At 70.3% G+C, this 14209-nt stretch carries 12 protein-coding genes, 1 rRNA gene and 1 riboswitch; of the genes, 12 read left to right on the top strand and 1 reads right to left on the bottom strand.

Going from position 1 to position 14209, the window contains the following annotated elements; genetic code table 11:
- The 11 genes from rrf to ACZ4W9_RS11795 form a co-directional block, all read left to right on the top strand.
- Positions 1-95, top strand: a 5S ribosomal RNA gene (gene rrf / locus ACZ4W9_RS11845); the annotation flags it as partial.
- Between the two features lie 107 nt (positions 96-202).
- On the top strand, positions 203-811 hold the full coding sequence (locus tag ACZ4W9_RS11840) for a CDP-alcohol phosphatidyltransferase family protein (RefSeq protein WP_344351237.1): 609 nt from the start codon (positions 203-205) through the stop codon (positions 809-811).
- Positions 812-925: 114 nt separating this feature from the next.
- Positions 926-3421 carry a sugar phosphate nucleotidyltransferase gene (locus tag ACZ4W9_RS11835; protein WP_467934946.1) on the top strand — a complete coding sequence of 832 codons (2496 nt, stop codon included), beginning with the start codon at positions 926-928 and terminating at the stop codon, positions 3419-3421.
- Positions 3422-3595: 174 nt separating this feature from the next.
- Positions 3596-4504: a DUF881 domain-containing protein gene (locus ACZ4W9_RS11830; RefSeq protein WP_467934945.1), complete on the top strand. Its 909-nt coding sequence runs from the start codon at positions 3596-3598 to the stop codon at positions 4502-4504.
- Positions 4501-4833, top strand: coding sequence for a small basic family protein (locus tag ACZ4W9_RS11825; protein WP_003988855.1), 333 nt, complete (start codon positions 4501-4503; stop codon positions 4831-4833). Before ACZ4W9_RS11830 ends, ACZ4W9_RS11825 begins: the two co-directional genes overlap by 4 nt.
- 5 nt (positions 4834-4838) lie before the next feature.
- On the top strand, positions 4839-5717 hold the full coding sequence (locus ACZ4W9_RS11820) for a DUF881 domain-containing protein (RefSeq protein ID WP_467934944.1): 879 nt from the start codon (positions 4839-4841) through the stop codon (positions 5715-5717).
- A gap of 190 nt (positions 5718-5907) precedes the next feature.
- On the top strand, positions 5908-6738 hold the full coding sequence (locus tag ACZ4W9_RS11815; RefSeq protein WP_467934942.1) for an FHA domain-containing protein: 831 nt from the start codon (positions 5908-5910) through the stop codon (positions 6736-6738).
- Between the two features lie 46 nt (positions 6739-6784).
- Entirely contained in the window at positions 6785-7522 is a 738-nt protein-coding gene (ftsR, locus tag ACZ4W9_RS11810; protein WP_467934941.1) for a transcriptional regulator FtsR, read from the top strand.
- Positions 7523-7607: 85 nt separating this feature from the next.
- Positions 7608-8081, top strand: a complete 474-nt coding sequence (locus tag ACZ4W9_RS11805) for a bifunctional nuclease family protein (protein WP_026253112.1) — start codon at positions 7608-7610, stop codon at positions 8079-8081.
- 259 nt (positions 8082-8340) lie between these two features.
- Positions 8341-9021, top strand: a complete 681-nt coding sequence (locus ACZ4W9_RS11800; protein ID WP_467934939.1) for a MerR family transcriptional regulator — start codon at positions 8341-8343, stop codon at positions 9019-9021.
- Positions 9022-9087: 66 nt separating this feature from the next.
- Positions 9088-10620, top strand: coding sequence for a DNA polymerase IV (locus ACZ4W9_RS11795; RefSeq protein ID WP_467934938.1), 1533 nt, complete (start codon positions 9088-9090; stop codon positions 10618-10620).
- On the opposite strand, the gene ACZ4W9_RS11790 is transcribed toward ACZ4W9_RS11795, so the two are convergent.
- Positions 10542-10913, bottom strand: coding sequence for a PRC-barrel domain-containing protein (locus ACZ4W9_RS11790; protein ID WP_467934937.1), 372 nt, complete (start codon positions 10911-10913; stop codon positions 10542-10544). The genes ACZ4W9_RS11795 and ACZ4W9_RS11790 overlap by 79 nt on opposite strands.
- Before the next feature lie 120 nt (positions 10914-11033).
- Positions 11034-11128, top strand: a riboswitch (glycine riboswitch).
- Positions 11129-11303: 175 nt separating this feature from the next.
- Between ACZ4W9_RS11790 and gcvP the strand changes: the two genes are divergently transcribed.
- Positions 11304-14189, top strand: coding sequence for an aminomethyl-transferring glycine dehydrogenase (gcvP, locus tag ACZ4W9_RS11785; RefSeq protein ID WP_467934936.1), 2886 nt, complete (start codon positions 11304-11306; stop codon positions 14187-14189).
- Positions 14190-14209: the final 20 nt, after the last annotated feature.

Here is a 14209-nt window from a genome sequence, read left to right as displayed (position 1 = left end):
AAACGCCCGGTTACATACCGAACCCGGAAGCTAAGCCTCACAGCGCCGATGGTACTGCAGGGGGGACCCTGTGGGAGAGTAGGACACCGCCGAACTCCTTTTGAAGCTCCGGCTCTTGGGCACTGCCCAGGGGCCGGAGCTTTTTTGCGTTGAGGTAAAGTCAGTGAGCATCATCGGCTCGTTTCGCACAGGAGGCCCCCGGGTGGAGGTCCAGGAGACCCGTGTCCAGACGGACCGGGTCCTCACCATCCCCAACATCCTCAGCATGGCACGGCTCGTCGGCGTCCCCCTGTTCCTGTGGCTGATCCTCAGGCCGGAGTTCGGCGGTCCGAAGAGCGATGGCTGGGCCCTCCTCGTGCTGGCGTTCAGCGGGGTCAGCGACTATCTCGACGGCAAGCTCGCCCGGCGCTGGAACCAGATCAGCAGCCTCGGCCGGCTTCTCGACCCCGCCGCGGACCGCCTCTACGTGCTTTCCACGCTCCTGGGGCTCACCTGGCGGGAGATCCTGCCTCTCTGGCTGACCGCACTGTTGCTGGCGCGAGAACTGGTTCTGCTGGTCATGGTGGGCATCCTCCGCCGGCACGGGTATCCGCCGCCCCAGGTGAACTTCCTCGGGAAGGCCGCCACGTTCAACTTGATGTACGCCTTCCCGCTCCTGCTGCTCAGTGACGGAAGTGGTTGGATCTCGTCACTCGCCGCTATTTTCGGATGGGCTTTCGCCGGATGGGGTACAACCCTGTATTGGTGGGCAGGAGTGCTCTACGTGGTACAGGTCCGCCGATTGGTTCGAGCGGACACCATGGCCGATTGAGCTCGGCGATTGTCCAGACATAACGCCTCGATGGCCTGCGGTGTAAAAGTGCGGGACAATCGGACGGGTGAAGTCGGCTAAGACCGTCGTCTCTTGGAGGAGGACGCTTCCGACATGAAGGCCGTCGTGATGGCCGGGGGCGAAGGCACACGCCTGCGCCCCATGACCTCTAGCATGCCCAAGCCGCTCCTGCCCGTGGCAAACCGCCCGATCATGGAGCATGTGCTACGGCTGCTCAAAAGGCACGGGCTCACCGAGACCGTCGTCACCGTGCAGTTCCTGGCATCGCTCGTAAAGAACTACTTCGGTGACGGCGAAGAGCTCGGCATGGAGCTCACCTATGCCAATGAGGAGAAGCCACTCGGTACCGCCGGAAGCGTCAAGAACGCCGAGGAGGCGTTGAAGGATGATGCCTTCCTCGTCATCTCCGGCGATGCCCTGACCGACTTCGACCTCACCGAGCTGATCAACTTCCACAAGGAGAAAGGCGCGCTCGTCACGGTCTGCCTGACCCGCGTGCCCAATCCGCTGGAGTTCGGCATCACCATCGTCGACGAGGAAGGCAAGGTCGAGCGCTTCCTGGAGAAGCCGACCTGGGGCCAGGTCTTCTCCGACACCGTCAACACGGGCATCTACGTCATGGAGCCCGAGGTCTTCGACTACGTCGACCCCGACGTCCCCGTCGACTGGTCCGGTGACGTCTTCCCGCAGCTGATGAAGGAAGGCAAGCCGGTCTACGGCTATGTCGCCGAGGGCTACTGGGAGGACGTCGGCACGCACGAGAGCTACGTGAAGGCCCAGGCGGACGTCCTCGAAGGCAAGGTCGACGTCGAGATCGACGGCTTCGAGATCTCGCCGGGCGTATGGGTGGCCGAGGGTGCCGACGTGCACCCCGACGCCGTCCTGCGCGGACCGCTGTACATCGGCGACTACGCGAAGGTCGAGGCCGGCGCGGAGATCCGCGAACACACCGTCGTCGGCTCCAACGTCGTCGTCAAGAGCGGTGCCTTCCTGCACAAGGCCGTCGTGCACGACAACGTCTACGTCGGCCAGCACAGCAACCTGCGCGGCTGCGTCGTCGGCAAGAACACCGACATCATGCGCGCCGCGAGAATCGAGGACGGCGCGGTCATCGGCGACGAGTGCCTGATCGGCGAGGAGTCGATCGTCCAGGGCAACGTCCGGGTGTACCCCTTCAAGACCATCGAGGCCGGCGCCTTCGTCAACACCTCGGTGATCTGGGAGTCACGCGGTCAGGCGCATCTGTTCGGCGCCCGCGGTGTCTCCGGCATCCTGAACGTGGAGATCACTCCCGAGCTGGCGGTACGGCTCGCCGGTGCCTACGCGACGACGCTGAAGAAGGGCGCCACCGTCACCACGGCCCGCGACCACTCCCGCGGCGCCCGGGCGCTCAAGCGCGCGGTGATCTCCGCGCTCCAGGCCAGCGCCATCGACGTACGCGACCTGGAGAACGTGCCGCTGCCCGTGGCCCGGCAGCAGACCGCGCGCGGCAGCGCCGGCGGCATCATGATCCGGACCTCGCCCGGTGTCCCGGACTCGGTCGACATCATGTTCTTCGACGGCCAGGGCGGAGACCTGTCGCAGGGCGGCCAGCGCAAGCTCGACCGGGTGTTCGCGCGCCAGGAGTACCGGCGGGCGTTCCCCGGCGAGATCGGCGACCTGCACTTCCCGGCGAGCGTCTTCGACTCGTACACCGGGTCGCTGCTGCGCAACGTCGACACGACCGGGATAGCCGAGTCGGGCCTCAAGGTCGTCGTGGACGCCTCCAACGGCAGCGCCGGGCTCGTGCTGCCCAGCCTACTCGGCAAGCTCGGCGTGGACTCGTTGACCATCAACCCCGGTCTGGACGAGACGCGGCCCACCGAGACCGCCGAGATGCGGCGCAAGGGGCTGGTGCGGCTCGGCGAGATAGTGGCCTCCTCGGGTGCCGCGTTCGGTGTGCGGTTCGACCCCGTCGGCGAGCGGCTGTCGCTCGTGGACGAGAAGGGCCGGATCATCGAGGACGACCGGGCGCTGCTGGTCATGCTGGACCTGGTGGCCGCCGAACGGCGCAGCGGACGGGTGGCCCTGCCGGTCACCACGACCCGGATCGCCGAACAGGTGGCCGCCTACCACGGCACCCAGGTCGAGTGGACCACCACCTCGCCGGACGACCTCACGCGCGTCGGGCGCGAAGAGGGCACCATCTTCGGCGGCGACGGCAAGGGCGGATTCATCGTCCCCGAGTTCAGCGGCGTGTACGACGGCACGGCGGCCTTCGTACGGCTCATCGGGCTCGTGGCACGCACCCAGCTCACGCTGAGCCAGATCGACGCCCGGATCCCGCGGGCGCACGTCCTCAAGCGCGATCTGGCGACGCCGTGGGCCGTCAAGGGACTCGTGATGCGGCGCGTGGTCGAGGCCGCCGGGGACCGCTTCGTCGACACGACCGACGGTGTGCGGGTCGTGGAGACCGACGGGCGCTGGGTGATGGTACTGCCCGACCCGGCCGAAGCGGTCACCCACCTGTGGGCGGAGGGCCCCGACGACGCCTCCGCGCAGGCCCTGCTGGACGAGTGGTCGGCCGTCGTGGACAGCGCCGGCCGGTAAGACCCTTACGGGCCCGGGGCCGTCGGCACGGCGTCCCCGGGCCGTACCGAACAGCGTGCGGCGGCGCAAGCCGCCGCACGCGCGCGTGGCGGACAAGTGTCCCCGAAGGGGTCTGTCCGGCACGCCGGTGGGGCCGTTCGGAGGTACCGCTCGCGACATGCGACGATGTGCGGCATGCCGCAGCAACCCCCCGTTCGGAGCAGCCCCGCGCGGCCGCAGCGCCCGGACGCCTCCATGTCGTTGATCACCAACGTCATGGACCACAGCCTCGACGACGGCTACGCCGAGGCCGCCGCCCGGAGGAAGTCCGCGGGCCAGGGCGGTCTGCCGAAGACCCTGCGGGCCAAACTCGGCCTGGCCGCCGGTCTGGTCCTCGCGGCGCTGGTCGTGACCGTGGGGGCGGCCCAGGCGCGGGTGACGGCGCCCGTGGTGGCCAAGGAGCGCCAAGAGCTGATCGACCGCATCGACAGCGAGACCGACGACGCGGACGAGCTGGAGAGCACCGTCGACAAGCTGCGCGACGACGTCGACGCGAGCCGGCGGGCGGCCCTGAGGTCCAGCGGCGGCAGCGCCGAGGCGGACCTGGTGGGCCTGTTGTCGGGTGCCACCGCGGTGCACGGCCCCGGCGTGCGGCTCGTCGTGAACGACGCCAAGGAGGCCGCCGGCGGCGGGGAGGGCGCCAATCCCCGGGAGACCTCCGGGTTCTCCGACACCGGCCGGGTGCGGGACCGGGACATGCAGCGCGTGGTCAACGGACTGTGGGCCTCCGGGGCCGAGGCGGTCTCCATCAACGGGCAGCGGCTGACCGCCCTGTCCGCGATCAGGGCCGCGGGTGACGCGATACTGGTCGACAACAGGCCGCTGGTGCCGCCGTACGCGGTGCTGGCGGTGGGGGACGCGAAGAGGTTGAGCACCAGGTTCCAGAACAGCGCCGACGGCCTGTATCTGCACGCCCTGGAGGAGAACTACGGCATCCGCGCCACCATCTCGACGGAGGACGACGTCCGGTTGCCCGCCGCCCCCAGTGTGATCGTACGTACAGCACAGCCGAAGTCCGAGAAGACCGGGAAGGGCACATCGTGATCGCCGTACTGGGCCTCGTCGTGGGAGTCGTGGCCGGGCTGTTGGTCCGGCCCGAGGTTCCGGCGGTCGTCGAGCCGTATCTGCCGATCGCCGTCGTCGCCGCGCTGGACGCCGTCTTCGGCGGTCTGCGGGCCATGCTGGACGGCATCTTCGACGACAAGGTCTTCGTGGTGTCGTTCCTGTCGAACGTGGTCGTCGCCGCCCTCATCGTGTTCCTCGGCGACAAGTTGGGCGTGGGCGCGCAGCTGTCCACGGGCGTCGTCGTGGTCCTGGGCATCCGCATCTTCTCCAACGCCGCGGCGATCCGACGGCACGTCTTCCGGGCGTGACATCCATGAGCGAGCAGAACGACCGCGAGGAACAGGACATCCGCACCGACCGGGGCGAGCAGGCGGCGGGCCATCTGCGCAGGGAGCTGCCGGCCGAGGTGCCGGTGGCGGTGCCCGCGCCCGGGGCCGGGCAGCCGGACGGGGGGCGGCCCCGGCAGCCGCTGACGGGCCGGCAGCGGCTCGTCAAGGGCCTGTGGCCGCCGCGTTTCACCCGGGCGCAACTCATCGTCGCCGTGCTGCTGTTCGGTCTCGGCTTCGGCCTGGCCGTGCAGGTGGCGTCCAACAGCGACACCGACAGCGCGCTGCGCGGCGCCCGCCAGGAAGATCTCGTCCGCATCCTCGATGAACTGGATTCGCGTACTCAGCGTCTTGAGGACGAGAAGCAGGGACTCGAAAGGCAGCGTCAGGAACTGCAGAGCAGCTCCGACCAGGCCGCGGAGGCGCGCCGGCAGACCGCCGAGAAGGCAAGGCAACTCGGCATCCTGGCGGGCACCGTGGCGGCACAGGGTCCCGGCATCACCATGACGATCGAGGACACGAAGGGGACGGTCAAGGCGGACATGCTGCTCGACGCGATCCAGGAGCTGCGCGCGGCCGGTGCGGAGGCGATCCAGGTCAACGGGGTCCGGGTGGTCGCCGGCACCTACTTCGCCGACTCCGACAGGAGTGTGAGCGTCGACGGGAACAAGATCAACGCACCGTATCGTTTCAGGGTCATCGGCAAGCCGCAGGACCTCGAGCCGGCGCTGAACATCCCTGGAGGCGTGGTGCAGACTCTGAAGAAAGAGCAGGCCACGGTGACCGTCGAGCACTCCGACAAGATCGTCGTAGACGCCTTGCGGCGGGCGGAGCGGCCTGACTACGCTCGGTCGTCCTCCCAGTGAACCGGCGGTGCATGGGGGCCGTCGGGCAGGGGCATGAGGTTGCGGGGGGTCGGCGCACCGAAGGGGTGGTGCGTGGTGGAAACTGTTTGGTGCATACGGACGTTGTGAGAATGTCCGGCTCGGCCGGTGTAGGCAATCAGGGTTCGTCCTGCCCCACGGGCGGGTCTGTTTCGGTCAAGGGGAATCGCCCGTGAAGTTGTTTGCGAAGTTGTTCGGCAAGAGCGCGCGAGAGGGTCGCGACAACGCGACCGCTCGTCATCGCGCGCAGCCTGACGCGGAGGGCCAGCGCCCACTGTTCCGGGACCAGGTCGCTGGTCCGGGCGGTGACATTTCGGGAGGTCAGGGCGCGGCGTCAGTTGACCCTGCCCAGTCCGGCGGCATAGGTTTCGGGCAACCGTCAACCTCAGGTACGGGTGGAGGGTTCTCCTCCGGCCCGTACGCGTCCAACGCCCCGGCGGGGCAGCCGCGGCAGGAGGATCCGTCAATGTCGGTCCTGGTGTGTACGAGGTGCGGTAACCGCAATGCGGAGAACGCCCGGTTCTGTTCCAACTGCGGGGCGCCGCTGCGTCCCGGGCTGACGCCCGAGCGGGCCTCCGAGACGACGTCCACGATCTCGATCTCCGGGCTGGAGGCCTACGACTCCGAGGCGACCGGCCAGACGCCGCTGCCGATGCTCTCCCCGGAGGCGCAGGCCGCGGTGGACGCGCTGCCGCCGGGCTCGGCGCTGCTGGTCGTGCGCCGGGGGCCGAACTCGGGCAGCCGCTTCCTGCTGGACAGCGACCTGACGACGGCCGGCCGGCACCCGCAGAGCGACATCTTCCTGGACGACGTGACGGTCTCCCGGCGGCACGTGGAGTTCCGGCGTTCCCCGGACGGCTCGTTCACGGTGGCCGACGTGGGCAGCCTGAACGGCACGTACGTCAACCGCGAGCGCATCGACCAGGTCGCCCTGTCGAACGGTGACGAGGTGCAGATCGGAAAGTACCGGCTGGTCTTCCACGCGAGCCGGCAGGGCTACTGACCCGCCCCCGGACCGGTGTCCGGGGGGACCCCCAGAGGGAAGGTCCATGCTTCAAACACCGAGCGGCGGTGCCGGAAGCGGTACCGCCGCCAGGGACAGTGGGCTGATGAGCATCGGCACGGTGCTGAACGTGCTGCGCGACGAGTTTCCCGAAGTCACCATCTCCAAGATCCGCTTCCTGGAGTCGGAGGGGCTCGTCGAGCCGCGACGGACCCCGTCGGGGTACCGCAAGTTCAGCGCCGGGGACGTCGAGCGCCTCGGCCACATCCTGCGGATGCAGCGGGACCACTATCTGCCGCTCAAGGTGATCCGGGAGCACCTGGACGCCATGGAGCGGGGCGAGGCCGTCCCGCTGCCCCTGGTCGGGCGCCAGCGCACCGCGCAGGACGGACCGGTGTCCGTGGAGGGACCGACGGTGGCCAGGGTGGGCCGGGACGAGCTGCTGGCCGCGGCGGACATCGACGAGGGCGAGCTGAAGGAGTGGGAGTCCTACGGGCTCATCGCTCCCCTGGAGGACGGGGCGTACGACGCCGAGGCGGTCACCGTGGCCTCGCTGATCGCCGAACTGGGCCGGTTCGGGATCGAGCCGCGCCACCTGCGGGTGATGAAGGCCGCCGCCGACCGTGAGGCGGGCCTGGTCGACCAGGTGGTGGCCCCGCTCAGGCGCCACCGCAACCCGCAGACCAGGGCGCACGCCGAGGCCCGCGCGAAGGAGCTGGCGGACCTCACGATGAAGCTGCACGCGGCTCTGGTGAAGAGCGCCCTCGGGGTCCGGATCCCCTGAAGCGGGGGGACACCGGGCGGCCGGATCGGGCACCTGTTCCCGGCCCGACTACCCAAACGTCCCGGGCACGGCCTAGGGTTGCTGTGTGAACGAGCTCGATGTCGTAGGTGTCCGGGTCGAAATGCCCTCCAACCAACCGATCGTGCTCCTGCGCGAAGTGGGAGGCGACCGTTACCTCCCCATCTGGATCGGGCCGGGGGAGGCGACGGCGATCGCCTTCGCCCAGCAGGGCATGGCGCCCGCGCGTCCGCTGACCCACGACCTGTTCAAGGACGTGCTGGAGGCCGTCGGCCAGGAGCTGACCGAAGTGCGCATCACCGATCTGCGAGAAGGCGTCTTCTACGCGGAGCTGGTGTTCGCCAGTGGGGTCGAGGTCAGCGCCCGCCCCTCCGATGCCATAGCGCTGGCCCTGCGCACCGGCACGCCGATCTACGGCAGTGACACGGTGCTGGACGACGCGGGCATCGCCATCCCCGACGAGCAGGAGGACGAGGTGGAGAAGTTCCGGGAGTTCCTCGACCAGATCTCCCCCGAGGACTTCGGCACCAGCAGCCAGTGAGCGGCGCGGCCGGCCCCCGGACCAGCGGTTGTGCCCGGCGGGACCGGCGGCTCCACGCGGCCGGCCCCCGGCGATTGCCCCCGGCACCGAGAGCGTCCTACGGCTCGCCGCGAGCGCATTCGGCTAGCCTTTCCCCGCGGTGGGACACGGGAAACCACTCCTAGGGTGATTATCACTCGGCGTGCCGAGTGTGGCGATCGTTGACGCACCCCTGGTGACTGCCTACCGTCGAGAAGGCAGGTCAAGGACGGAGGTCGGCGTGAGAACCAGCGGCGACGGTACGGTTGGGGGTGCCCCGGGACGCGGTTTCGGGGAAAGCGGTCCGTACCCGCCCCCGAGTTCGCTGCGCCCAGGCGGGGGACATGCCCATCCCGGCGGCGCGGTGGAGCACCCTCCGCAGCTGCCGACGGCGGTGCCGAACGGCGGAGGGGTGGCGTCCATGACGTCCGAGCAGATCGGCTATCGCGGGCCCACGGCCTGCGCTGCCGCCGGCATCACGTACCGGCAACTGGACTACTGGGCCCGCACCGGTCTGGTGGAGCCCAGCGTGCGGCCCGCCTACGGATCGGGCACCCAGCGGCTGTACAGCTTCCGCGACGTGGTCGTCCTGAAGATCGTGAAGCGGTTCCTGGACACCGGTGTGTCGCTGCAGAACATCCGCACGGCGGTGCAGCACCTCAGGGAACGCGGTTTCCGCGATCTGGAGCGGATGACCCTGATGAGCGACGGCGCCACCGTGTACGAGTGCTCCTCGCCGGACGAGGTCCACGCCCTGCTCCAGGGCGGTCAGGGCATCTTCGGGATCGCCGTGGGCGTGGTGTGGCGGGACGTGGAAAGCGCCCTCTCCCAGCTGCACGGCGAACGCATCGACACCGGCGAGACCCTGGTCGGGCACAACCCCACGGACGAACTGGCGCGGCGCCGCAACCGCGCGGTCTGACCGTCCGGTTCCGACCGGACCCACGGCACCGGCGGATTGTCAGTGCCGTGGTGCAGCATCGGACATGTGAGAAACGCGCCCACGATCCTGCATCTCGACATGGACGCCTTCTTCGCCTCGGTGGAGCAGGCGTCCAAGCCGAGCCTGCGCGGGAAGGCCGTGGTCGTGGGTGGGCTCGGACCACGCGGTGTGGTGGCCACCGCGTCGTACGAGGCACGCGTGTTCGGGGTGCACTCGGCGATGCCCATGGCCCAGGCGCGCCGGCTGGCCCCCCACGCCGCCTATCTGGTGCCGCGCTTCACTCTGTACCGGTCGGTCAGCGAGCAGGTGATGGGGCTGCTGCGGGAGCTGTCGCCGCTGGTGGAGCCGCTGAGCCTGGACGAGGCGTTCGTGGACCTGGAGGCCGGGGGCGCGGCCTGGGACGAACAGTCGGCGCGACGGGCCGGGGAGAAGCTGCGGGCGGACATCCGGGCGGTCACCGGGCTCACGGGTTCGGTGGGACTCGCCGCCTCCAAGATGCTCGCCAAGATCGCCTCCGAGCAGGCCAAGCCGGACGGCCTCGTGCTGATCGAGCCGGGCACCGAACGGGAACTGCTCGCGCCGATGCCGGTGCGGACGCTGCCGGGGGTCGGCCCGGCCACCGGGGACCATCTGCGCAGAGCCGGGATCACCACGGTCGGGGAACTGGCGGAGGCCGGCGAGGACGAGCTGGTCCGGCTGCTCGGCAAGGCGCACGGGCAGGCGCTGTACGCCATGGCCCTGGCCCGGGACGAGCGGCCGGTGGTGGCCGAGCGGGAGGCCAAGTCGGTGTCGGTGGAGGACACCTACGACGTGGACATCCACGACCGGCTGCGGGTCGGCCTGGAGGTGCGGCGGCTGGCCGACCGGTGCGTGCGGCGGCTGCGCGGGGCCGGGCTGTCCGGGCGGACCATCGTGCTCAAGGTACGGAGGTACGACTTCTCCACCCTGACCCGTTCCGAGACGCTTCGCGGGCCCACCGACGATCCCGTGGTCATCCGGGAGGCGGCGGCGCGGCTGCTGGACTCCGTGGACACCACCGGCGGGGTACGGCTGCTCGGCGTCGGCGTGTCCGGGCTCGCCGACTACACGCAGGAGGACCTGTTCGCGCAGGCGATGCCGGTGCCGGCGGACGAGGAGCCCGAGGAGCACGCCGCCGAGGCCGAGGGGGAACGGCCGGACACAGCCGAGCCGCACTGGCGGGCCGGGCAGGATGTGCGGCACGCCGAGTACGGGCCGGGCTGGGTCCAGGGCAGCGGGGTGGGCAGGGTGACGGTGCGGTTCGAGACGCCCCAGTCCGGGCCGGGCCGGGTGCGGACGTTCTTCGTCGACGATCCCGAGCTGGCGTCCGCCGACCCGTTGCCACTGGTCATGGACCCTTCCCGCACCCCGGACGCTCCGGAAGACGCCCGGGCTCCGGAAGACGCCCGGGCCGCGGAAGAGCCGCGCGTCACGGAGACCAGGGAGCAGGAAGACGCGCGCGACCGGCGGGAAGGGTCCTCTCAGCCCTCCTCCGAACCCGCCAGCTTGCCGAAGTCGTGGTCCGGCAGCGCGGAAGGGGAGGCGGTGTCCAGGCCGTAGTGGTGGTAGAGCTGGAGTTCCTGCTCGGGAGAGATATGGCGGCCCACGCCGAAATCGGGGGCGTCCTTGATCAGGGCGCGGTCGAAGGGGACGCGCAGGGTGCCGTCGACCAGCTCGCTGGGTTCCAGGGGCACGAAGGCATCCCGGGAGAACAGACCGGTGCGTATGGCCGCCCACTCGGGCACACCGGTCGCGTCGTCCAGGTACACCTCGTCGATGGTGCCGATCTTGGTGCCCCTGCGGTCGAACGCCTTGCGGCCGATCAGGCTGCGCGGATCGATGTCGGTCTGCACGGTCCCTCTCCCTCCACGTGGTCGCAACTCATCCGTAAGCACTACCAAAGAGCACATTCGAGGAGGCGGCCACTCGAAGACCGCACGATTGACCTCGCTGGTAGGCTGGCAAGCGGCTGCTGACCCCGCGCGGGAGAGTCCTCCGACCCTGTCGGAGGCGCCGAAGGAGCAACTCCTCCCCGGAATCTCTCAGGCTCACGTACCGCACGGACGAGGTCACTCTGGAAAGCAGGGCGGGTGTCGACGGCTCCCGCTCTCACCGACGGTGAAAGCCGGTGCCCGCGGGCCCCCGGTGAAGCTCTCAGGTGCAGATGACAGAGGGGGAGGCCGTCGGGGTGCCCGTGCCGGGGCGCCCCTCGCAGGTCGCGCCAGACCAGGAGGCCTCCGCACATGACCGCCCCTCGCATTCCGCTCTCCGAACTCGAAGCGGGCATCCCGTTCGAGCAGCGCCACATCGGGCCCGACCAGGAGGCGCGGGCCAAGATGCTCGCGCAGGTCGGGTACGGCTCGCTGGACGAGCTGACCGCCGCCGCGGTCCCGGATGTGATCAAGAACGCCGACTCGCTGGACCTGCCGGGCGCCCGCACCGAGGCCGAGGTGCTCGCCGAGCTGCGCTCGCTCGCCGACCGCAACCAGGTCCTGCGCTCCATGATCGGCCTGGGCTACTACGGCACCTTCACCCCGCCCGTCATCCTGCGCAACGTCATGGAGAACCCGGCCTGGTACACGGCCTACACGCCGTACCAGCCGGAGATCTCCCAGGGCCGCCTGGAGGCCCTGCTGAACTTCCAGACGATGGTCGCCGAGCTGACCGGGCTGCCCACCTCCGGCGCCTCCCTGCTGGACGAGGGCACGGCCGCCGCCGAGGCGATGGCCCTGTCCCGGCGCATGGGCAAGAACAAGAAGGGCCTGTTCCTGGTCGACGCGGACGCGCTGCCGCAGACCATCGCCGTGATCGAGACCCGTGCCGAGCCGACCGGTGTGGAGGTCGTCGTCGCCGACCTGTCCGACGGCATCCCGGCGCGGATCGCCGAGCGCGACATCAACGGCGTGCTGATCCAGTACCCGGGCGCCTCCGGTGCCGTACGGGACATCAAGCCCGTCATCGACCAGGCGCACGAGCTGGGCGCCCTGGTCACCGTGGCCGCCGACCTGCTCGCCCTGACCCTGCTGACCTCGCCCGGCGAGCTGGGCGCGGACATCGCCGTCGGCACCACCCAGCGCTTCGGCGTGCCGATGGGCTTCGGCGGCCCGCACGCCGGTTACATGGCCGTCCACGAGAAGTTCGCGCGCAGCCTGCCCGGCCGCCTGGTCGGCGTCTCCGTCGACGCCGACGGCCACAAGGCCTACCGGCTCGCGCTGCAGACCCGTGAGCAGCACATCCGCCGTGAGAAGGCCACCAGCAACATCTGCACCGCGCAGGTGCTGCTCGCCGTCATGGCCGGCATGTACGCCGTCTACCACGGCCCCGAGGGCCTGAAGACGATCGCACGGCGCACGCACCGCTACGCCACCCTCCTCGCCGCGGGCCTTCAGGCCGCCGGCGTGGAGATCGTCCACGGCGCGTACTTCGACACCGTGACCGCGCGCGTGCCCGGCAAGGCCGCCGGGATCGTCGCCGCCGCCCGGGACAAGGGCGTCAACCTGCGGCTCGTCGACGCCGACCACGTCTCCGCGGCCTGCGACGAGACCACCGACCGGGCCGGGCTGGCCGCCGTCTGGGCCGCCTTCGGCGCCGAGGCCGACATCGAGGCGCTGGACCGGGCCGCCGAGGACACCCTGCCCGAGGCGCTGCTGCGCACCGACGCCTACCTCACCCATCCGGTCTTCCACCAGCACCGCTCCGAGACCGCGATGCTGCGCTACCTGCGCCGCCTGGCCGACCGCGACTACGCGCTCGACCGCGGCATGATCCCGCTGGGCTCCTGCACCATGAAGCTCAACGCGACCACGGAGATGGAGCCGGTCACCTGGCCCGAGTTCGGGCAGCTGCACCCCTTCGCGCCCGCCGGGCAGGCGCAGGGCTACCTGACGCTCATCCGTGAGCTGGAGGACCGTCTCGCCGAGGTCACCGGCTACGACAAGGTGTCCCTCCAGCCGAACGCCGGCTCCCAGGGCGAGCTGGCCGGTCTGCTCGCCGTCCGCGGCTACCACCGCGCCAACGGCGACGACCGGCGCACCGTCTGTCTGATCCCGTCCTCCGCGCACGGCACCAACGCCGCCAGCGCGGTGATGGCCGGCATGAAGGTCGTCGTCGTCAAGACCGCCGAGGACGGCGAGATCGACGTCGAGGACCTGCGCGCCAAGATCGAGCGGTACCGCGAGGAGCTGGCGGTACTGATGATCACCTACCCGTCCACGCACGGGGTGTTCGAGGAGCACGTCGCCGACATCTGCGCGGCCGTGCACGAGGCCGGCGGCCAGGTGTACGTCGACGGTGCCAACCTCAACGCGCTCGTCGGCGTCGCCAAGCCGGGCCACTTCGGCGGTGACGTCTCCCACCTGAACCTGCACAAGACGTTCTGCATCCCGCACGGCGGCGGTGGCCCGGGCGTCGGCCCGGTCGCGGTCCGCGAGCACCTCGCGCCGTACCTGCCGAACCACCCGCTCCAGCCGGAGGCCGGCCCGGAGACGGGCGTGGGCCCGATCTCCGCGGCCCCGTGGGGCAGCGCGGGCATCCTGCCCATCTCCTGGGCGTACGTCCGCCTGATGGGCGGCGAGGGCCTGAAGCGGGCCACCCAGGTGGCCGTGCTGTCGGCGAACTACATCGCCAAGCGCCTGGAGCCGCACTTCCCCGTGCTCTACACCGGCCCCGGCGGCCTGGTCGCGCACGAGTGCATCATCGACCTGCGCCCGCTCACCAAGGCGACCGGCGTGAGCGTCGACGACGTGGCCAAGCGCCTGATCGACTACGGCTTCCACGCGCCGACCATGTCGTTCCCGGTGGCCGGCACGCTGATGATCGAGCCGACCGAGTCCGAGGACATCACGGAGCTGGACCGTTTCTGCGATGCGCTGATCGCCATCCGCGCGGAGATCGAGAAGGTCGGCTCGGGCGAGTGGCCCGGGGAGGACAACCCGCTGCGGAACGCCCCGCACACCGCCGCCGCGCTCGGCGGCGAGTGGGCGCACGCCTACAGCCGCGCGGAGGCCGTCTTCCCGGCCGGTGTCCCGGCCGCCGACAAGTACTGGCCGCCGGTGCGCCGTATCGACCAGGCCTTCGGCGACCGCAACCTGGTGTGCTCCTGCCCGCCGCTGGACGCCTACGAGGACTGAGCGAACCGCCGCCGAACGGC

This window comes from Streptomyces sp. NPDC029296 (assembly GCF_055569255.1).
Note: the sequence above shows the minus strand (reverse complement) of the source record. Positions and strands in the feature narration are given on the sequence as shown.

Coding starts and splice junctions, on each gene's coding strand:
- ACZ4W9_RS11835 (WP_467934946.1), top strand. CDS start 926: ATGAAGGCCGTCGTGATGGCCGGGGGCGAAGGCACACGCCTGCGCCCC.
- ACZ4W9_RS11830 (WP_467934945.1), top strand. CDS start 3,596: ATGCCGCAGCAACCCCCCGTTCGGAGCAGCCCCGCGCGGCCGCAGCGC.
- ACZ4W9_RS11820 (WP_467934944.1), top strand. CDS start 4,839: ATGAGCGAGCAGAACGACCGCGAGGAACAGGACATCCGCACCGACCGG.
- ftsR (WP_467934941.1), top strand. CDS start 6,785: ATGCTTCAAACACCGAGCGGCGGTGCCGGAAGCGGTACCGCCGCCAGG.
- gcvP (WP_467934936.1), top strand. CDS start 11,304: ATGACCGCCCCTCGCATTCCGCTCTCCGAACTCGAAGCGGGCATCCCG.